The organism is Neobacillus sp. K501 (genome assembly GCF_053749995.1).
Map to the genome: position 1 here is coordinate 257,677 of NZ_JBSLYA010000002.1, position 20,630 is coordinate 278,306.

The window sequence follows — 20,630 nt, forward strand, 5'->3', positions numbered from 1 at the left end:
CTGACAAATGACAAAGGCCAGATTCAACAAAATAAGCTGAACCTGGCCTTTTATTATTATGCTTTTTGATATTTTAAAATTGGTTTACGTGCTGCCGTTGCTTCGTCCATACGACCGACAACCGTGGTATGCGGTGCTTCTTGAACGATTTCTGGATTCTCTTCTGCTTCTTTAGCAATTTGAATCATGATGTCAATAAAAGAATCCAAAGTTTCTTTCGATTCAGTTTCCGTTGGCTCAATCATGATACACTCTTCCACATTTAACGGGAAGTAGATGGTTGGTGGATGGTAACCAAAATCGAGCAGGCGTTTAGCAATATCTAATGTACGAACACCTAGCTTTTTCTGGCGTCTACCGCTAAGCACAAACTCATGTTTACAGTGTCTATCAAACGGCAGGTCATAGTATTCTGCCAGCCTTCTCATCATATAATTCGCATTCAATACCGCGTACTCTGTTACGGCTTTCAAGCCATCTGGACCCATGGTTCGGATGTAAGTATAGGCGCGAACATTGATACCGAAGTTTCCATAATAAGGCTTCACACGACCGATCGATTGCGGACGGTCATAATCAAGCATGTATTCTTCACCGCGCTTAGCAATTACCGGTTTTGGTAAAAACGGAATTAAGTCCGCCTTCACTCCAACAGGACCTGAACCAGGACCTCCGCCTCCGTGTGGACCTGTAAAGGTCTTATGAAGGTTTAAGTGAACGACATCAAATCCCATGTCGCCTGGTCTTGCCTTAGAAAGAACTGCGTTTAAGTTTGCTCCATCATAATAAAGCTTTCCGCCAGCACCGTGAACAATTTCAGCCATTTCGACAATATTTTCTTCAAACAATCCAAGTGTATTAGGATTGGTCAACATTAAAGCCGCTGTATCCTCACCAACAACTCTTCTTAAATCCTCAAGGTCGACAAGACCATTTTCGTTAGACTTAACCGTAATCGTTTCCAGACCAGCAACCGTAGCAGAAGCTGGATTTGTTCCGTGTGCACTATCAGGAACAATAACCTTCGTACGCTTTATATCACCATTTGCTTCATGGTAGGCACGAATCATCATCAAACCTGTCCATTCACCATGAGCACCAGCTGCTGGCTGCAGGGTAACTTCATCCATACCAGTAATCTCAATTAAATGCTCCTGCAAATCATACAACAATTCAAGTGCACCTTGGACAGAGCTTTCATCCTGTAATGGATGCAAATGAGCAAAGCCGTTAAAACGAGCCACATTTTCATTAATTTTCGGATTGTATTTCATCGTACAAGAGCCTAATGGATAAAAACCAGAATCAACACCGTGATTTCTCCTAGAAAGGGCCGTATAATGACGCATAATGTCAAGCTCAGAAACCTCCGGCAACTCGGGTTCCTCTACACGTACATATTCATCAGGAAGAAGGCTGCTGAGGTCTACTTCAGGAATATCCATTTCTGGGAGGCTGTATCCGATTCGACCTGGTGTACTTAGTTCAAAAATGAGTGCCTGGTCTTGATTATGCATGTAAATCCCCCAATTCTTTCACTAATGTATCGATTTCGTCCTTCGATCTTTGTTCAGTAACACAAATCAACATGTGATTGGAAAGCTCAGAATAATCACGACCAAGATCATATCCACCGATGATTCCTTTTTCCAATAATGATTGATTCATTTCTTTTACCGGTTTATTTAATTTAACAACAAACTCATTGAATGAATGACCGTCATAAACGATTTCAAAACCAGCTTGCTTAAATGCTGTTTTAGCATAGTGCGCCTTTTGAAGATTAGCCGCAGCCATTTCCTTAACACCTTTTTTACCAAGAGCCGTCATCGCTACCGATGCAGCAAGGGCATTAAGTGCTTGGTTTGAACAAATATTGGATGTCGCTTTATCACGGCGAATATGCTGCTCACGCGCTTGAAGTGTTAATACAAAACCACGACGTCCCTGATCATCAGCGGTTTGCCCCACTAATCGGCCTGGAACCTTCCGCATTAATTTCGTCGTTACCGCAAAAAATCCACAGTGCGGTCCGCCAAATGCTGTTGCAATTCCAAATGGCTGAGCATCCCCAATCACAATATCTGCACCGAATTTTCCAGGTGGTGTTAAAACCCCAAGTGAGAGTGGATTACTAGACACAACAAATAATGACTTATTGGCGTGAATGATTTCTTCAAGCTCTTTTAATGGCTCAATTCGCCCAAAAAAGTTTGGATATTGAACGATAACGGCGGCAACTTCATCATTAATGAGGCCTTTTAATGCCTCGACATCCGTAATCCCTTCGTTCACAGGCACCTCAATAACTTCAAGGTATTGACCCTTCGCATATGTCTTTAGGACATCACGAGACTCTGGGTGTACAGCACTTGAGACAATAATTTTCTTCCTTTTGGTATGTCCTGCACTCAGCATTGCTGCTTCAGCAAGAGCCGTTCCTCCGTCGTACATGGAAGAGTTGGCTACATCCATACCCGTTAATTCACAAATCATCGTTTGGAATTCAAAAATAGCTTGGAGTTCACCTTGAGAAATCTCTGGCTGATACGGTGTATAAGCTGTATAGAATTCAGAACGTGAAATAACATGGTCAACAATGACAGGCATGTAATGGTCATATACCCCTGCGCCTAAAAAGCTGACATTTGTTTTTAAATCAGCATTTTTACTAGCCATTTTAAATAATTCTTTCATTAGTGCCGTTTCAGATTTTGCAGGCTTTATGTTGTATTCACCCTTAAATCTTACTTTCTCTGGGATATCGCTGAATAGATCATCAACGGAGGAAACACCAATCGTCTCGAGCATAGCTCGTTTATCTTCTGCAGTCATTGGTAAATAACGATGTTTCATGAACCTGACTCCCTTCGTCTTCTACTTATTTCGTTTATAAAAAGGTGTTGGTACTACTTTTGCCTTCAAACGTTTACCGCGGATTTCAACTTCGACTTCTGTATCAAGTCCTGTATGCTCCACTTTAATCAATACAAGCCCAATGTTCTTTTTCAAAGTTGGTGACTGTGTTCCTGTTGTCACCTCACCAATAAGCTCTTCGCCTCTAAATACTGGGTAACCGTAGCGTGGAATTCCTCGGTCAATCATTTCTATTCCTACTAATTTACGCTCTGCACCATTTTCTTTTTGCTGCTTTAATACTTCTTTCCCAATAAACTCTGCATCTTTATTCAACTTAACAGCAAAACCAATTCCAGCTTCAAGTGGAGAAATTTCAGGTGATAATTCTTGACCGTAAAGGGCTAATGTAGCCTCGAAGCGAAGCGTGTCCCTTGATCCTAAGCCGCAAGGAATGACATCTTCTTCGCCTGCATTTAAAATAGCTTTCCATAGGTCAACCACATCTTCAGAAGCACAATAAATTTCGAAACCATCTTCACCCGTATAACCTGTTCTTGATACGAGTGCTTTCTTTCCGATTAATTCCACTTCTTGTTGGAATTTGAAGAAACCTATTTGACTTAAGTCATCGTTCCCTGCTAATTTTTGTAATACTTTTTCTGCCAGTGGTCCCTGTAATGCCAATTGAGCCATTGTTTCAGATAGATTATCGAGAGAAACATCTCCTTCGACATGATCTTCGAGCCACTTATAATCTTTTTCAATATTTGAAGCATTTACCACTAATAGGTAATGGTTGTCTTCAATTTTGTATACAAGCAGATCATCAACTGTTCCGCCATTTTCATAGCACATGGCCGTATACTGTGCTCCACCATTTTTGATTTTTGAAATGTCATTTGTCATCATTTTTTGTAAATAGTTTAAGCTATCGGTGCCTTTTACTTCAATTTCTCCCATATGAGATACATCAAATAATCCGGCTTTCGTACGGACTGCTTCATGCTCTTCCTTAATACTTGAAAATTGAACTGGCAATTCCCAGCCCCCAAAATCAATCGTTTTCCCGCCATATTCCTTATAAACTTCAAATAGCGGAGTGCGTTTAAGTTCAGTCATGATAATCCCCCTTTAGTATGTATGAAGCAAAAAAAAGACAGAAACCTCCCCTTAAAGAATAAAGAAGGTCTCTGTCCTTGCACCTGAAAGTTTACCTAACTAGGCTTTCCCCTTTGGTGGCTGGAGACATATGTCCAGCACTCTCCAGAGCTGCGTCAAACAAGAGTTCTTTTGCCTGAGAGATTCACACGGATGCTTGCTCCTTCGGCGCTACAAAAGTAGTCTCTCCCCTTGTCGTCATTCGCATTATAAAAATTTCCAATCGGGTCATACTAAAATATACATCTTAAAAAAATTATTTTATTACAATATTTTTAACTTTCAAAAGCTATTATCATCCTACCACTAAAACATCATATTGAGCAATATATAATTACACAAAAGGAGCTGAAATGATGACAGTCCAAATAGAATTTGATTCCTCCTGGCAGGATGATTTTTTGCATCGGATTGAAAATGATGGCCCATGGGGAAATTGGGAACTGTTTAAATTGGCCGTTGGGGTTGAAAAGCACCTTATCATCCCTGAATTTGAGGGTTTACAGGCACCTAATCACCTGCCACATCTGACTCCCCTTCCACATCAACTCGAAACGGCCAAACAAGTAATTGAAAATATGAACGGCAAAGCAATTCTTGCTGATGAAGTTGGGCTCGGAAAAACGATTGAAGCAGGTTTAATTTTAAAAGAATACATGATTCGTGGTCTCGTAAAAAAGGTATTAATTCTTGTCCCTGCTTCGTTAGTCACTCAGTGGGCAATGGAGCTTAATAGCAAGTTTTTTATACCAGCGATTACGCAAAGAAAAAGCTATGTATGGGAACAATGTGATGTTGTTGTCTCATCCATTGATACTGCGAAACGGAATCCACATCGGGATATAATTTATAAACAGGACTATGACTTAATCATTATTGATGAGGCACATAAATTAAAGAATAACAAAACAAAAAACTATGAATTTGTTCAAAACTTGAAAAAGAAATTTTGTTTATTGCTGACAGCTACCCCCATTCAGAATCGGGTAGAAGAGATATTCAATCTTGTTTCCCTTTTAAAGCCGGGGCATTTAGGCAGTGAGACCGCTTTTTATGAAAAATACAAGCGTGACGCCCGGTCATTAAATGATGATGAGCATTTAAAAGAGTTAGTGAATAAGGTCATGATCAGAAACCGCCGTGCTGATACAGGAATAGAATGGACAAAACGACAAGTTGAAACCATTCCAATCGAATTCACTCCTCAGGAAAAAGAATTATACGAAGCAATTACCTCATTAAAAAGCGAAGGTGATTGGGTCCAAACAAGTGCTTTTTCCGTGATGACTTTACAGCGGGAGGCTTGCAGCAGCCGAGAGTCTGTGTTCTATACACTCAAAAACATGCTGCAAAAGAAGGAAAATCCAACACAGGCATTCCAAGACCAAATTCAAAAATTAATTAGTAAGGTTGAAGCAGTCCAAACAAATTCTAAAGCAGAAAAAGCGCTGGAATTGATCCAACAAATTAATGATAAAGTCATAATTTTCACCGAATACCGGGCAACCCAAATGTATCTGCAATGGTATTTAAAACAACACGGTATTTCTTCTGTTCCCTTTCGCGGCGGCTTTAAGCGCGGCAAAAAGGATTGGATGCGAGAGCTCTTTCAGAAGCATGCACAAGTGTTAATTGCTACTGAAGCAGGCGGTGAAGGGATCAACCTGCAATTCTGTAATCATATTATCAATTTCGATTTACCTTGGAATCCAATGCGGCTTGAACAGAGGATTGGAAGAATTCATCGGCTTGGCCAAGAAAAGGATGTTATGATCTATAATTTTGCGATTAAAAATACCGTCGAAGAGCATATTTTAAAACTGTTATATGAAAAAATTGATCTATTTGAAAAAGTCATTGGTGAATTGGACGATATTTTAACAAAGCTGGATTTCGGAAATATTGAAGACCATTTAATCGATATTTTTGGGCAGTCATGCTCAGAGGGTGAAATGCGGATTAAAATGGAGAATTTAACCTCTATGATTGATATGGCAAAGGATATGCAGAAGGAGGAGTCACATGCAGCAGCAGGAAATTCATAATTTTCTTATTCGCTATTTCCAAGCAAATGAATGTGAGATTGTTGAAAATGCCAAGGGATATATTATTGTGCAATTAACGATTGAGCTCGATAAGGAATTAATGAACCGCCCATTTTACTGGCATTACTTAGAAAAAACGGGAGGCGTTCCGAACCCAATGAGACTCACCCTGATTACAAATCCTGAGATTGCACCGGAAAATCTTAAAGGTGAAACGATTTATTTTGGCTCACCTCGTCTGCACCAAATTTTTGAATCTACGAAAAAACTGGCAAAGTACATTCGCTTATATGAGAATCACCGTAATGTAAACCAACAAACACCCTTGATGCCTTGGCTTTGTATGAATGTGAAAATTTCTTATCAATGCGACCGGAAACGGGATATTTATAAATCAATTGGTTTACAACTAATTAATGGCAAAATGGTTGAGGATTTTCATGAACGGTTACAGCAGATGACATTAACTCCAAAAATCCCGGATTATTCCTTTACATTATCTCCGCTAGTAAAGCCAAAAAGCGGGATGGCGAGAATCGAGAACTATCTTAAGAGTGTGATTGATGAGGATGATCATACATGGGCAGAGGAAGCTAAACAGCGATGGGAACAGGACTTACGTCTCCTCGATCACTTTTATGAAGATGTCGAAGAAGAAAACGAAAGCTATGAAACAGAAAAACAAGCATTAAAGGAACAATATGAACCTAAAATTAACATTTCGTTTATCACTGGCGGATTATTTTATTTAACGGAAAAAGCTATATGAATAAGAAAAGCGGAAGCGCCTTGACCAGGGGCGACAGGCATAAGACGAGCCGGCGAGAAGGTTGTTCTTTAACCTTCTTGACGGATTGGCTTATGACCCGAGCCCCTAGGCGCTGGAGCTAGACAATTCTCTTAGTCGAATTTTATACTTTCTTATCCTATAAAAAGAGAAGCAGACGGGTCTGCTTCTTTACATTTTTCTTCGCTTTTTCACTTCAATATAAAAAATATATGGGAGAATCCCGAACCAGCGGTACCAGAATGAGGCCTTTGCAAGCTTTTTTTCTTCGCGAAGCCTTCTTCGTTCATCTTTTGGCTGGTCGGCATACTTTACTAAAGTTTGAGTCATATATTTCACATAATCATTTGTTTTCATGGAGACACCACCTTCATTAGAAGTATAACCATGTTTTACTAAATCAAACGAGGATATTAGCTATTTTAATTCTATCCATTTCATTAACCTCTTTGCTTTCTTATCAAAATAACCGCGGCAAATCAGTGTTTCTCCTGTTTTCATCTTTAGCGTGAAATGAACCGTTTGGCTCGAACCGATTGGGGCCTCGGCTTGATATTCCATATTTCCGTTTGAATAAGAAAAAGTTCCTTTTATCGGTATCGTCTCATCCATTTCGTAGATTTTTTCTATTTTCCTAATAGAGGAATGAAAATAATACTCCTCCTGTAATATCGTTTTCGTTACATCAGCAAGCTTTCTCTCTGACAAAAGCTGTTCAACTCGATAGGAGAAAATCAAAAGGAATAATAATAGTACAACCAATGTTAATGGGTAAGCAAAGCCACGTTCATTCTTTTTCATAAAGCTGCCCACTGGATAAAAGAATGGATCCGTGTTGAGTATTCATTTCCCCAAATATCCGTTACAACAATTTTCACAGCATGATTTTCCCTAATAAAATTGACGCTCGATACATTTTGCAAGGCAATTTCATGTCCGGTAGAATTCACTCTTCTTCGTAAATTTTGAGTATACTTCTCATAATAAACCTTTTCATTTTGGTTGGTTAGTACTAATTTCCCTGATAATACTTCAACATTAGAGCTCATTCGGATTTCCTTTTTAATTTGACTGCAAAATACCTGCCACTCCATTTCTTGCAGCCTTTCCTGTGAATCGCTATGGTTTAATAACACTTGAAGGACAGGAGTGAGGAAGAAAATGATGGTAGTGAAGATCAAAAAGGCAAATAAGACCTCAAGAAGAGTAAAAGCTTGTTCATTCTGGATTAGCACAAATTTCTGTTTTTTGTTGAGAGGAAACTTCCACAACACTTACACACACCTCCTTTTCCCCTCCACCATCACGCCACTCGATTTGATACTCTCTACCTTTCTCAATAACCGAGTATCTTGCTTCTAAATGGTCATCAGATAATGTGGCATGAAGTTCTTCGTATAATAACTGATTTGCTTTTTTATATATTTCAAGCTCCTGAGATTGATTTTTTAAATCCATTAATAGCGGAACAAAAAACAGTCCGATCATAATCCATACCGACAATGATAAAAGCAACTCAAGCAAAAAGAATCCATCATTCTTCAGCAACATAGAACCGTCCCTTTCCAATCAAAATGGTTAATCGATAAGATTTTTCTGTTGATTTGAAATAAAGAGAACCAAATTGATCGACATTTCCATTGGGAAGATATTTAAAATATAACGGGATAGAACCCGGACTCACATGAATATTTGGCGAATATTGTCTCTCAATGATATTTGGGGAATTATTATTTTCATAGATGATATACCGAAATCGATTAGGGATAAAATTGACTTTCACTTCTTTTTGGTGGGAAATGGCAAATTGTTGTGCGTAATTTAAATCTGCTTTTAACTGAGAAATGAAGGTCTCATCGTCTGCCATATAATATTGCGGTTTAATAGAGACTACCGTAATCGAGGAAATAATGATAAAAATGGAGAGAACAACCAAGGACTCTATTAAGGTAAATCCCTTTTGATTGTTGATCATTGTGAGGTTAATGGTTTGGCTGCCGTTGTTACGTTACCGTTTGCATCGATCTGGACTACCGTTTTTCCGTCTGGGCAGCCTTCACCAGATAAGTATCCACCCGCCTTTAATTCAGCCAAAGTAGGAACCTTGTTATGCTTTATTTCATAGGATTGGACTTGAGCTTCGACCATTTTTACAAACGCTTGACAGCCTTTTTCGTTAATATTTTCATTATGTTTGGCCACATTTGGAATAGTTACAATTAGTAAAACAGAAATAACCAGCATGACGATCATCATTTCTACTAGGGTAAATCCTTTTTCATTTTTCATAAGTAAGACCTCCAGTTATTAAATTCCATCGAGGAGATGGAACATCGGTAATAGAATGGCTAAGTACATGGAAACAACAAGAAACCCGATGATTAGATAAAGAATTGGTTGGATTAATTTAAAGCATTTTTCAATTAATTCTTCCATCCTCACAATACAGTGCTGACCATAGAACCGAAGTTCTTGTTCTAATTTCCCATTATCTTGACCGTGCTTAATGATGGTTGAAAATTCACTCTCAAAAAAAGGAAAACTGGCCACAATGGTCCCAAGCCCCTCACCTGTTAATAGCTTAATCTTGATTTCCTTCCCGAGTTGGCAATAAAAAGGTTGTTTTTTGTTTTTCTCAAATATGTGCAGTGCCTCGAAGACGGAGATACCGCCAGATAACAGGAAACTCAACTGAATGGAGAAATAGTGGGTAAATAGCAACTTCAAAATTCTTCCTGCGATGGGGATTCGGACAAGATAGATTCTTTGCTGTATGGCTGGGAGCTTTCGAAAATAATAATAATAATAGAATCCGCAAGCACCCAGGAGAAATAGCATTAGACCCATAACTAAGGGAAAATATTTATCCAAGGTATAAAGAAGTTTCATAAAAAAATTGGCTTCGAGACTCATGGAAAGAAACAAACTTGTAAATTTAGGCAGTAATGATTTTTGAACAAAAACAAATAAAAAGCCCGTGATCATGATAAGCAGCATAGGATACTGAAGTAGTTTTATCAGCTTCTTCCGGTCATTGTCTTTTACTAATATTAGTTCACTCCCCTCTAGCAGTGCTTCTGCAAAACTCCCATGTTGTTCAGCGAAATAAACGTAACCAATTAAATCCTGGTGAAACCCAAGATGGCTTAACACATCATGAAAGGCTTGACCCTTTTTTAAATCGATTAAACATTGTTTTAGCTCCTCCTTTTGGTTTATAGGTAATTGTAATGAAATCGATTCAATCGCTCCGGCAATTGGGTAACCTCGATCAAGTAATTCACCTGTTCTTTTTAATAAATTCGCTTGTTCGTTCACATTCCATTTATGGCGCTTCATGATCATATACCAAGCGCTCGTACTCAGACTCTTGAATGTAGCCGAGGGCAATTCCCTTGTTAATAACCTCTTTGATTGTCCGATATTTAGAAATTACCTTCTCACCCTTCGCTGCCTTCATGGCAGTGTTTAAGTTCCTCCCTGATAATAACTCAAAAACACTGGCCCGTTTCCATCTCCCATAAGAATAGCAAAACGGAGAGCACTCCCCTTGGCAATAAGGGCATGTCAGCTCCACCAACCTCTGTGCTGTCACGGCAATTAACGTTTGTTCGACCTCTAACCAGTTAACACCGAATTCATGAAGACGATATACCGCACCCTTCGCGTCCCTAGTATGCATTGTCGAGAGCACTAAATGACCTGTCAAAGCTGCTCGAACGGCAATCTTAGCTGTTTCGGCATCACGAATTTCCCCGACCATAATGATATCTGGATCGTGACGGAGAATGGCCTTTAAGCCAGCAGCATACGTCACGCCCGCTTTTTCATTCACTTGTACTTGTAAAACAGAATCGTAGTTTTTTTCGATGGGGTCTTCGAGAGTAATGACGTTACGGTGAAAAAGATGTGCTGTTTCATTCAACAGGGAGTATAAGGTAGTGGTTTTGCCTGATCCAGTTGGACCGGTAAATATGATTAAACCATGAGCGTGCTTCAAAAGTGCTAAAAGTTTTCTTGTCATTCCAGGGAATAATGAAAGTTGGTGAAAAGGAATCTGTTCTTGTTGCGGCAAAAGTCGAATTACCAGACTTTCACGATTGTTTGAGGGAAGAGTCGAAAGTCTTAGGCCCATTAATAGCCCGTTAACTTCACAAAAAATCGCACCACTTTGAGGGCGTCGTCGTTCTCCGATATCCATATTGGCAGTAAATTTAAAATGGGATATTAATCTGTCACATTCATCTTTAGGAAGGGATAATCGGGGAATGAGTTTGTTCGTTAAGCGAATTTGGATAAGCGTGTCTTTCTTTCTAGGAACGATATGAATATCTGTTGCTTGGTTCCTGGCAGCATCGGTAATAATCCGATTCGCTAATATTTCAATGTCACTTACCAATAATAAACACCACCTTTTTATTTTGTCTTGGTTGTATTTCGACACATTTCTGGTTTTTCCTTTTTTATTTTTAATAAAAATTTATTTTTTTCTACAAAAAAAGAGCAATAACTTCCTATTTGTGAACATTTTCTAAACATATAGTGTTAATATTGTTAACCTCATTCCCATGTTTATATGGCTATATTATAATTGGGTTAAATTATGGGGGGCCGAGGTGAACAGAGATGGAACAAACATTAAAGATAACAAATGTATTGTCTGATCCAACACGTTATTATATCTATCAATACATTACGAAGCGTCACCAAGAAGTTACGGTACAAGAAGTGGCAGAAAATTTCAATATCCACCCAAACGTAGCACGATTGCACTTATCAAAGCTTGAAGATGTTAATATGTTAATTTCTGAAACAAAAAAGACGGGAAAAGGCGGCAGACCTAGCAGACTTTATCGCTTATCCGATGATGTCATCCAATTGCATTTCCCATTCCGCGATTATATGCTTTTATCCAAAGTTGCGATACAAACAATGCTTAGTTTAGGAGAACCTGGGAAACAGGCTCTTTATTTAACAGGGAAACGATTTGGCATGGAATTGATTGAACAAGAAATGGCCAAAAAATCTTATGGTGATGTATTAGAATTTGATCAAAAGCTAAATATATTAAAAAGTGCTGCAACTCTTGCAGGCTTTTATCCAGAATTCGAAGCAAGCGGAGATCAAACAAAAATTTATTTTCGTATTTTCAACTGTCCATTTAAAGAAGTGGCAGAGGAGCACGAAACAGTTTGCGGTATGCACCAAGAATTCTTAAAAGGCATGTTTGAAGCACTATTTGACTCCGTAGAGCTTATCGAAAAAGAAAACATGTTCTCAGGCTGCGAAACTTGCACTTATCAAGCACTTATTACTAACTAAAGCGAAACCATTATTTACATTACACCGCCTTTTACTTTATAATATTGTATTGATGGTACCGCGGGGTAAAAGGAGGGATACATATGGATCGCATGTTCAGAGTTATGGGTTTCTGGACGGGTATTTTTACCGTAATGTTCTATTTAGGTGATATGGATAAGACAGCAATGCTATTCTTAGCCCAAACTGGATTCTTTGTTTTATTAAGTTATCTTAAACTATCCGAACGTATGTATATGTATGTTTTCGGAGCATATTTAACTGTGTTCTTTGCAGGCTTCACGTATTGGACAACTTTCATGATGCCGCTTGGCGGCGGCGGACATTGATCGTCTGCCCAAACATAAAAAACACCGGAAAATAAACTCCGGTGTTTTTTATGTTTCAAAAATATTAGTCTCATTCCAATTATGCCCTTTTTGTTGAATAACGATATGAAAATAGGGACTTAATCCGGATGGCATGATCAAACTGCGAATAGCCCGATTGCGTTTACTAACTTCTGAAAATGGGTTCGGATCAAAATGATTTTCTAATTCCTTTAAAATTCCAGCTTTTAATAAAAACTCATCTTGCCTTAGCTTTGTAAGATCCTTCAAGCCTATCTCTTCACCTTTTTGAATCAGCCAATCAAAATGGATGTGAGTGGTAATGTCCATTTCCCCAGGATGTTCTAGTACATTTTCGATCATTTTATGCTGATAATATCCTCTTAAGCTTCCCATTTTCCTTGAAGGATGCCTCCACTCTTCCTTTGTATAACCATAGTCAGCCGTTACCACTAAACCATGTTTTAGTACATTGGACATTGCGCTTAGCAGATTCTCCATCAAAAGGGGTACTTCTATTCGCTGCCCCTCACTTAAATGAAAGCTATTCTCTTGTAAAAAGGAAAGAATGGCTGGATTGGTTAATTGAACCTTATCCTCATATAATTGTTCATTTTTGATACCAACCATCACTTCATATAATTGACCATTATTTTTTTCAATGACATGAACGGGAAGAGCGTCAAATAATTCATTCGAAAAGACCATTCCTTCAAAGCATGCGAGCTCATCAAGTCTTTCTACTTGGACAACGACTGAGGAATACTCTGCTAGTAATCCCTTTTGTAATTCTTGATGATAGGGGCTGCTTTCAACAATTAGATATTTTAAAGGAGCATTAATGGAGTTATGCCATTCCTGCAAAAAAGCCTGGGCAAAGCGGCCGTTACCGGCTCCTATTTCGCAAAATACAGGTTCCAAATCGTTTTTCAGACAAATAGCAGAGAACCATTTAGCAATGATTCTCCCATAAACATCTGAAATATTACTCGTGGTAATAAAGTCACCTTGCTTGCCAATTTTCTGTTTCCTTTTCATGTAATATCCTAGTTCAGGATGATAGAGCACAGCATTTATGTATTCAGCATAAGAAATTAAGTTAGTCGGTGATTGGGAAATAAGACTCTTTAAATAGTTAATCATAATGACTCCTTTATGCAAGTTAACACTGTTGACATAGTAATAACTTTATTATATTGTAAGATTAGTAGCTTAACTATATCCCCTCCCATTTATATGAATAAAACATCCCCCAGAAAAGCCCTTCTCTATTGAGAAGGGCTTTTCTATTGTTTTTGACTACAACAATAGGCTTCCGCTTTTGAGTTCAAAACCCATGTAAAAACGGATTTCCATCCATCTCTTCACCAATCGTAGTAATAGGACCATGACCAGATAATACTTCTGTTTTTTCTGGTAAGAATAAAAGCTTTTCATGAATACTTTTAATCAGTTGTTTATGGTTACCACCAGGAAGATCTGTTCGTCCGATACTGCTTTTAAATAGCGCATCACCCGATACAACAAATCCACCCTGCTCGAAATAATAAGACACACTTCCAGGCGAATGTCCCGGAGTTTCAAACACAGAGAATTCAAAATTGCCTATCTTCATTGTCTCCTCTTGTTTGATTATATAATCTGCATTTTTTGCTTTAATTAATTCTTGCATCATAAAATACTTAGAGCCATTCAATCCTGGATCAGCTAGCCAGTCCTCTTCTTCCTCGTGGATATAAACCGGAATTTGATAAAGGTCTCTAACCACATCGACCGCCCCAATATGGTCAAAATGTGCATGTGTTAACATGATTGCGATCGGCTTTAATTCTCTTTTCGTTAACCATTTTATGAGCTTTTTCCCTTCACTTCCGGGATCAAAGATTAAACAGGTTTTATCAGGATTTTCAACAATATAACAATTGGTTTGTAAAACACCAAGGGGAATTTGTGACCATTTCATCCTTATTTCCTCCATTCTTTTTACATTAACTACATTTTACACTATAAGCGCTGTATTGCTAACTTTTTTAGCCCTCGACAAATGAATGAAAAGAATATAAAATAAGAGTCGAATGTATATAATATTCTTACATAACTATCAAAGAATTAATGGGCTATAGCCAGGTTAATATCTAATAAAGGGGGCTTTATTCATGGGAGTAGTTATTATTTTTGCTTTGGTAGCATTACTTGCTGCTTATGGTGCATTCACTGCCCTAAAAAATAAAAATTTCTTAGGTGCATTTTTTGCTGTAGCAACTTTGGCAGTATTCGGTTGGTTTGCAGTTATGACATTAATCGAAAGCGGATTCCCGACTGGAACACACTAAGAAGAGAATTGAAAGACTGCCAAAAGGCAGTCTTTTTTTAATTAAAAAGAATGACTAATCACCGTCATTCTTTTACGAGGTCGTATATTTTTTTTGAGCTAAAATCGATAATTTTCTCAAATTTATTTCCATAAAGGGTTGCATTGCCTGATGGAGCTAATAGAACCGGCTCATTCATCAAACCATTCATAATCATTTGCTGACTTCCCTTTTCGGTGTCGTAAACAGCTAGTTGAAACCCATCAGAATAAGTATCTGCTTCTGCACTTTTAACTGGTTCAAGGCTGATAAACTTCCCATTTTCATTCATGTCAAAAAAAGGAACCAGCCATCCAGAAAACATAGTTAAATGAGGGACTGAAAATGAAAACAATGGTTTTAACTCTTGATTTAGAAATGAATAGATTAATTCACCTTGATCTTGGTTTGGAACGGTGATGGTCATTAAACTTTCTTGATTAGCTGAAAATTGTAGAACCTCGGGAAAAAGTGTTTTAACTTCATTTGTTTTCAAATTTTGTACCAATAACGGTGCAGTTAAGGCCGGTTGATTATCATCCCACTGCAAATAGGCGATTTCTTCCTCATTTAACCATTTAATAAATGGCTGAGATAAGGAAAGCTCCGTAGTTGTCCGTTTCTCGATATCGATCAATTCCATTTGGTAGGTCCAATCATTATTAAACGAAGAGACTAGAACCTCTGATTCATTATAGGGATTCCATTCAAATGATAATTCATAGGACGCGAAAGAATGCTCGAGGAGCTCTGATCCTTCAGAGGAGATAATCGTTACCCTTCCTTCATAAGTAGAAGGTGAAGTATGCACTAATATATATTTCTCTTGGGGACTTACTTGCGTTGTAACAATCGGAACTTCACTTTTATAGATTTTTTTGCTTTTACCCGTTAGCAAATCATAAAGATAGATAGTAGATGTTTGCTCAGCATTTGTAATATATAGCAGTTGATGGTCGGATACCCAGCCGCCAACTTTATAAAATTCACCTTCTGGTATAGCGATTGGAAGTTTCCAATCCTTTGTTGGCGATGGCTTGTTATTCTGTTTTTCATTGACCTCATTTGCCTTAGGTTTAGCATTTTGTTGACTCGTACAGGCACTTAATAAAGAGGCTGAAATGAGCAATATCAATACTAGAAAATGAATGAATAACCGCTTTCTTTTTTCCTTTTGAAGCATTTTCAGCCCCCTCCATTTTATCTTGTATTAATTAGTACGATATCTTTACAAAAATGTTTCAATATTTTCAGATAGATTTAAATAAATAAGAAAAAAGCCGCATAAGCACGACTTTTTTTCTATAAAACAGAATCTAACAATAGTTTATTTTAATGTGATTCATTTCAATTTACAAGTAGGAGATAGAACTATTTTTGAAATAACGCGACAAAAGAAAAAAACCTGTAGTTCAGGCTTTCTCTACTAATAAGTTATTGATTTAGCTTATCTTTAATTAATCGGGCCGCCCCGATTACTCCTGCGTCATTTCCAAGGGTTGCTATGGATATCTGAGTGGATTCGCGAACTGCAGAAAAGGCAAACTTTGAAAAGTTTTCTTTCACCGCATCCAGTAAAATATCACCTGCTCTTGAAACACCGCCGCCTAAAACAATTTTTTCTGGATTTAATGTATTCCCAATATTTGCAAGAACAAAACCTAAATGGAAGGATACCTCTGCTAATACTTTTTTCGCTAAGTGATCTCCATTACGTGCCGTATCAAAGACTTCTTTTGCAGTTACACTACCATTTTTAGCGTAAATCTCTGCTAATTCACCATCGACATCCATCTTCGTAAGCTCATTCATTGCTAATCGGACAATCCCAGTTGCCGAAGCTACCGTTTCAAGACAACCTGTTTTTCCACAATTACATGGTGCACCACCAGAAGGAATAACGGTAATATGACCAATCTCTCCACTAGCCCCATTAACACCTTGGACAATTTTTTCCGCCACAATTACACCGCCACCAACACCTGTTCCAAGTGTTACACAAACAATATCCTTTGCCCCTTTGCCTGCACCTTTCCACATTTCACCTAAAGCAGCACTATTGGCATCATTTTCAATCGCCACAGGTAAAGAGGTCACTTCTTGGAGTCGATCCTGTAAAGGAAAGTTATCCTCCCAGCCAAGATTCACTACATTTAGGATAACACCAGCCTCATAATCCACAGGTCCAGGTGCTCCCATCCCAATACCGATAAGTTTAGCTTTTTTTTCACCAAGTTCGGCTAATTTTACATCTATCGCATTGGCAATATTCGTAGTGATATTTTTTCCTTTTTCCGAGTTATCAGTTGGGATTTCCCACTTATGCAAAATTTCCCCACCCATAGTAAGAAATGCTATTTTAGTAGTCGTCCCACCAAGGTCTACCCCAACAATCCATTGTTCAGACATCGTATCACCTATTTCTATTATTGTTTTTCTTTTAAAAATTGTATTTCATGTCTTAAAATCAATTTGGCAGTTGCGTAATCTTTTGGATCCATTAACTGAGATCGATATAATTCATTTACTTCAGACTCCATTAGCTCCAGATCAGCTACACGATCACCAATATAAATAATCGTTCCAAATTGCTTTAAATATTGCTGGATTTCATAAATTGTCTTCATATCCACTTAAACCCTCTAACATCCATTTTGAGAAACTATATACTAAAAGTATAACCTATGCCATTAGTGCTCTCAAGCGAATCTTATAAACTGCTTTCCCCTATTCTGCTCCACTATAGGGAGGGATGATGCGATTAAGCTCTTTAAGCAATTTTGAATATTCCTGCTGCTCTGGTTTTAACTTGGAAGCTTTCTCTGCATGAATCCTAGCCTGCTCTAAGTCACCTTCCTCATAGAAGATTAACGCTAAATTGTAATGTGCTTCAGGAAATTCCGGCTCCAATTCGATGGCTTTTTGCAAATGCTCCTTTCCATCTGTAAGAACTCCCAATTTAATTTCGACAAAGGATAAGGAAAAATAAAATGGAGCAGTGGGATTTTTTGTATTCTCTTCAAATTTCTTTAATATCTCATAGGCTTGTTCATAGTTTTCTTGTTGTAGTAACTGTTGTGCGAGCATATAAATACTTTCATCTTCTGCCTTGACCTCATCACTGTAACCATAGGCTAAAGATCCCCAAATAACAGCAATTGCCGTAAAGGAAAATAGGAATTGTAACAACAGCTTTTTCCTTTTCGGAAAATGCACACTGCCAGCTGCGAGGAAACCACCAGCTAAGCCGCCTAAATGCCCAGCATTATCGATACTAGAGACTGAAAAACCGATGATAATATTGATGACAAGAATACCAATTAAATTAGCCCCCATCGTTCGAGAAAACAATTTAGGATATATGACCCCAAAATACAGCAAGGCACCAAAGCAGCCAAAAATGGCTCCACTCGCTCCTGCTGAAACTACTGAGCTAGTTAGAAAACTAGCAATGAACCCTGTTACTCCAGCAAATAAGTAAATAAATACAAAGCGGAAATTACCGTACATTCTTTCAACAGCCGTTCCTAAATAATACAATGACAAAGTATTCATGACTAAATGTAAAAAACCGATGTGAAGAAAGATGGGAGTTACGAAACGCCACCATTCTCCTTCATAAATATAGTAATTATATTTTGCCCCATATTTGATTAACGTACCTGTATCGGTGCTGCCGCCTTTTAACTCTAACCACAAAAAAAGCGCTACCTGAATAACCATGAAGATATATGTAAAAATAGGTCTTCCATTTGAGAAAATAGCTTTTTCCGTTTTCACCTTATTTACCGCATACTCCAAGGCTGCCTTCTTTTGTGCTTGGACTGCTAGTTCTGAATACTCCTCTTCAATCGGAAAGCGAATTTCACTTTCTATTACCTCAGAAAGATGCTTCAATCCCACCTCATAATCTGCACTTGTCAATAAAATGGAATGGACTGATGTTTTATTTCCTTCCGGAAAGGTAAAGGGCTTTGCAAGACGATATTCATATTCGTCAACTGGTGGAAATTGGCTAACAAACACATTATAAAGATTTAATTCACCTCGGTTAACCTGCTTACGGATTCGTTCCCCATTAGCAGCAGAGAACTCAATATCTCGTTGCATCGAACTACTCCAGTCTAAATCCTTCCTTACTAAGCGAACGATCGGGACCCTTTTATTCTCAAGCTTTTCAAGCCATAGTTCTTTTTGATTTTCAAATAATTGTATGATTCGGTAACCTTGGTCTGCTATAAAATATTCAGCTACGCGCCAAAAAATAAAATCCTCTCTAAAGGTCAAATTCTCCTCTCCATTCTACAAGGGATCAAGTTCTCTATATTATTATAGACGATATTCTCAAGCTATAAAGTAAAAGAACCATCTGAGTTTACCATTCAGATGGTCCAGTCGCAGGTCTGCCAAAAACAGTCTGCATCATTTTATTTCTTACACCTGGATAACTCATAATCGACCCAACAGCAAATCTACGGAGCCAGCCAGACTTAAGCACAATATTTATCAGTCGATATCTATATCGAAATGCAAAATAACCAATCGAACCTATCATTAATATTGAAGTCAACATTCGAGACATTTGTTAATCCCTCCTTTTCTTATAGTGCGTTTAAAGCCGAATTTTATCCAAACAAAAAGGACGAAATTCAATCTTCTTTTCGTCCTTTCAGGATAATCATATTAATACTTTTTTAATACAGGTTCCATTGTTTTCTTCAATACATTAACTGAGTTTGTGAATTTTTCCTTTTCTTCCTCATTTAACTCTAATTCAACAACCTCCCTAACGCCACTGCGATTTACTACTGCAGGAACACCGATATATACATCGCTTTGACCGTATTCTCCATCTAGTAAGGTTGAGACCGTTAGTACTGAATTTTCATTTCGTAATATTGATTTCGTTAAGCGGACTAGCCCCATGGCAATACCATAATAGGTGGCACCTTTTCTTTCAATAATATGATAAGCCGCATCACGAACGTTAACAAAGATTTTATCAAGATCTGCTTGATTACTTTCATGTCTTTTAGTCCACTCAGAAATTCTTGTCCCAGCGATATCAGCATGGCTCCAAACCGGGAGCTCAGTATCCCCATGCTCACCGATAATATAAGCGTGAACGTTACGAGTATCTACGTCAAAATATTCCCCAAGTAAGAAGCGGAAGCGTGCGGTATCTAAAATAGTACCTGAGCCAATAACCCTCTCTTTTGGAAGACCAGAAAATTTCCATACTGCGTAAGTTAAAATATCTACCGGATTAGTTGCCACCAGAAAAATCCCATCAAAGCCACTTGCCATTATCTGTTCGACGATACCCTTAAATATCTTCGTGTTTTTCTCAACAAGATCAAGTCTCGTTTCTCCTGGTTTTTGATTTGCACCTGCTGTAATGACGACAAGATCGGCCTGGTCGCAATCTGCATATGTACCATACCAAATTTTTGTTCTTGAAGGTGCAAATGGAAGGCCATGATTAAGATCCATTGCATCCCCTTCGGCTTTTGCTTCATTTAGATCTATTAAAACAAGCTCTTCTGTAATTCCTTGATTTAATAAAGCGAATGCGTAACTTGAACCAACAGCACCTGTTCCAACTAATGCAACTCTATTTACTTTTACCATGATATCTCCTCCTTGGGAATTACGGTAATTACCATTAATAATTATTGTTCTACATTTAGATTGTACACTATTTCACAAACTCATTTCATTATTAATATCCAAGTGAAACCGTTGTCTTTATAGCTATTTTGTTACAGTATCTAATAAT

General features: G+C 38.0%; 24 protein-coding genes and 1 riboswitch. Of the genes, 5 read left to right on the plus strand and 19 right to left on the minus strand.

From position 1 onward, the window contains the following. Positions 1–56: 56 nt before the first annotated feature. From gcvPB to gcvT, 3 genes are read right to left on the minus strand one after another with little or no spacing between them, the layout of a single operon-like run. The gene (gcvPB, locus tag ACWM35_RS05785; protein ID WP_454816353.1) at positions 57–1,517 is read right to left on the minus strand and encodes an aminomethyl-transferring glycine dehydrogenase subunit GcvPB; all 1,461 of its coding nucleotides are present in this window, start codon (positions 1,515–1,517) and stop codon (positions 57–59) included. Continuing rightward, entirely contained in the window at positions 1,510–2,856 is a 1,347-nt protein-coding gene (gene gcvPA / locus ACWM35_RS05790) for an aminomethyl-transferring glycine dehydrogenase subunit GcvPA (protein ID WP_454816354.1), read from the minus strand. Before gcvPA ends, gcvPB begins: the two co-directional genes overlap by 8 nt. Positions 2,857–2,877: 21 nt before the next feature. Beyond that, entirely contained in the window at positions 2,878–3,978 is a 1,101-nt protein-coding gene (gene gcvT, locus ACWM35_RS05795) for a glycine cleavage system aminomethyltransferase GcvT (protein WP_454816356.1), read from the minus strand. A 153-nt stretch (positions 3,979–4,131) separates the two neighbouring features. Further along, a riboswitch (glycine riboswitch) is annotated at positions 4,132–4,219 on the minus strand. 154 nt (positions 4,220–4,373) lie between these two features. On the opposite strand from gcvT, the gene ACWM35_RS05800 reads away from it, so the two are divergent. Then, positions 4,374–6,062, plus strand: coding sequence for a DEAD/DEAH box helicase (locus ACWM35_RS05800; protein WP_454816358.1), 1,689 nt, complete (start codon positions 4,374–4,376; stop codon positions 6,060–6,062). Next, positions 6,040–6,831, plus strand: a complete 792-nt coding sequence (locus ACWM35_RS05805; protein WP_454816360.1) for a YqhG family protein — start codon at positions 6,040–6,042, stop codon at positions 6,829–6,831. Before ACWM35_RS05800 ends, ACWM35_RS05805 begins: the two co-directional genes overlap by 23 nt. A 189-nt stretch (positions 6,832–7,020) precedes the next feature. Here ACWM35_RS05805 and ACWM35_RS05810 read toward each other — a convergent pair whose 3' ends face one another. Genes ACWM35_RS05810 through comGA form a run of 8 tightly spaced genes read right to left on the minus strand, consistent with a single transcriptional unit; the run spans position 7,021 to position 11,248 of the window. Then, complete coding sequence (locus ACWM35_RS05810) at positions 7,021–7,206, minus strand: YqzE family protein (protein WP_454816362.1); 186 nt, start codon at positions 7,204–7,206, stop codon at positions 7,021–7,023. A gap of 60 nt (positions 7,207–7,266) precedes the next feature. Further along, positions 7,267–7,650, minus strand: coding sequence for a competence type IV pilus minor pilin ComGG (comGG, locus tag ACWM35_RS05815; RefSeq protein ID WP_454816364.1), 384 nt, complete (start codon positions 7,648–7,650; stop codon positions 7,267–7,269). Next, entirely contained in the window at positions 7,647–8,123 is a 477-nt protein-coding gene (gene comGF / locus ACWM35_RS05820) for a competence type IV pilus minor pilin ComGF (protein ID WP_454816366.1), read from the minus strand. Before comGF ends, comGG begins: the two co-directional genes overlap by 4 nt. Further along, complete coding sequence (locus ACWM35_RS05825) at positions 8,068–8,400, minus strand: hypothetical protein (RefSeq protein WP_454816368.1); 333 nt, start codon at positions 8,398–8,400, stop codon at positions 8,068–8,070. The genes comGF and ACWM35_RS05825 overlap by 56 nt, the downstream gene beginning before the upstream one ends. Next, complete coding sequence (gene comGD, locus ACWM35_RS05830; protein ID WP_454816370.1) at positions 8,384–8,824, minus strand: competence type IV pilus minor pilin ComGD; 441 nt, start codon at positions 8,822–8,824, stop codon at positions 8,384–8,386. The genes ACWM35_RS05825 and comGD overlap by 17 nt, the downstream gene beginning before the upstream one ends. Beyond that, positions 8,821–9,138 (minus strand): competence type IV pilus major pilin ComGC, encoded by a 318-nt coding sequence (gene comGC, locus ACWM35_RS05835; protein ID WP_454816372.1) that lies wholly within the window; start codon positions 9,136–9,138, stop codon positions 8,821–8,823. The genes comGD and comGC overlap by 4 nt, the downstream gene beginning before the upstream one ends. An 18-nt stretch (positions 9,139–9,156) precedes the next feature. Continuing rightward, a complete protein-coding gene (gene comGB / locus ACWM35_RS05840) occupies positions 9,157–10,188 on the minus strand; it encodes a competence type IV pilus assembly protein ComGB (protein ID WP_454816374.1) in 1,032 nt (343 codons plus the stop codon). After that, the gene (gene comGA / locus ACWM35_RS05845; protein WP_454816375.1) at positions 10,175–11,248 is read right to left on the minus strand and encodes a competence type IV pilus ATPase ComGA; all 1,074 of its coding nucleotides are present in this window, start codon (positions 11,246–11,248) and stop codon (positions 10,175–10,177) included. The genes comGB and comGA overlap by 14 nt, the downstream gene beginning before the upstream one ends. Before the next feature lie 227 nt (positions 11,249–11,475). Between comGA and ACWM35_RS05850 the strand changes: the two genes are divergently transcribed. Together ACWM35_RS05850 and ACWM35_RS05855 are read left to right on the plus strand one after the other, a co-directional pair. After that, a complete protein-coding gene (locus ACWM35_RS05850; RefSeq protein ID WP_454816377.1) occupies positions 11,476–12,171 on the plus strand; it encodes a helix-turn-helix transcriptional regulator in 696 nt (231 codons plus the stop codon). 83 nt (positions 12,172–12,254) lie between these two features. Continuing rightward, positions 12,255–12,500, plus strand: a complete 246-nt coding sequence (locus ACWM35_RS05855) for a DUF2626 domain-containing protein (protein WP_454816379.1) — start codon at positions 12,255–12,257, stop codon at positions 12,498–12,500. Between the two features lie 48 nt (positions 12,501–12,548). On the opposite strand, the gene ACWM35_RS05860 is transcribed toward ACWM35_RS05855, so the two are convergent. Both ACWM35_RS05860 and ACWM35_RS05865 read right to left on the minus strand, forming a co-directional pair. Beyond that, on the minus strand, positions 12,549–13,643 hold the full coding sequence (locus tag ACWM35_RS05860; RefSeq protein ID WP_454816381.1) for a class I SAM-dependent methyltransferase: 1,095 nt from the start codon (positions 13,641–13,643) through the stop codon (positions 12,549–12,551). A 184-nt stretch (positions 13,644–13,827) separates the two neighbouring features. Then, on the minus strand, positions 13,828–14,463 hold the full coding sequence (locus ACWM35_RS05865) for an MBL fold metallo-hydrolase (RefSeq protein ID WP_454816383.1): 636 nt from the start codon (positions 14,461–14,463) through the stop codon (positions 13,828–13,830). A 193-nt stretch (positions 14,464–14,656) separates the two neighbouring features. On the opposite strand from ACWM35_RS05865, the gene ACWM35_RS05870 reads away from it, so the two are divergent. Then, positions 14,657–14,833: a DUF2759 domain-containing protein gene (locus tag ACWM35_RS05870; RefSeq protein WP_454816385.1), complete on the plus strand. Its 177-nt coding sequence runs from the start codon at positions 14,657–14,659 to the stop codon at positions 14,831–14,833. Positions 14,834–14,897: 64 nt separating this feature from the next. Here the strand turns inward: ACWM35_RS05870 and ACWM35_RS05875 are convergent, their stop codons facing one another. From ACWM35_RS05875 to ACWM35_RS05900, 6 genes are all read right to left on the minus strand, one after another. After that, a complete protein-coding gene (locus ACWM35_RS05875) occupies positions 14,898–16,034 on the minus strand; it encodes a YqgU-like beta propeller domain-containing protein (protein WP_454816387.1) in 1,137 nt (378 codons plus the stop codon). A 251-nt stretch (positions 16,035–16,285) separates the two neighbouring features. Next, on the minus strand, positions 16,286–17,260 hold the full coding sequence (locus ACWM35_RS05880) for an ROK family glucokinase (RefSeq protein ID WP_454816389.1): 975 nt from the start codon (positions 17,258–17,260) through the stop codon (positions 16,286–16,288). 17 nt (positions 17,261–17,277) lie between these two features. Continuing rightward, entirely contained in the window at positions 17,278–17,478 is a 201-nt protein-coding gene (locus ACWM35_RS05885) for a YqgQ family protein (RefSeq protein ID WP_454816391.1), read from the minus strand. A 100-nt stretch (positions 17,479–17,578) separates the two neighbouring features. Continuing rightward, positions 17,579–19,138, minus strand: a complete 1,560-nt coding sequence (locus tag ACWM35_RS05890; RefSeq protein WP_454816393.1) for a rhomboid family intramembrane serine protease — start codon at positions 19,136–19,138, stop codon at positions 17,579–17,581. A gap of 88 nt (positions 19,139–19,226) precedes the next feature. Then, positions 19,227–19,433 (minus strand): hypothetical protein, encoded by a 207-nt coding sequence (locus ACWM35_RS05895; protein ID WP_454816395.1) that lies wholly within the window; start codon positions 19,431–19,433, stop codon positions 19,227–19,229. A gap of 101 nt (positions 19,434–19,534) precedes the next feature. After that, on the minus strand, positions 19,535–20,485 hold the full coding sequence (locus ACWM35_RS05900; RefSeq protein WP_454817095.1) for an L-lactate dehydrogenase: 951 nt from the start codon (positions 20,483–20,485) through the stop codon (positions 19,535–19,537). Positions 20,486–20,630: the final 145 nt, after the last annotated feature.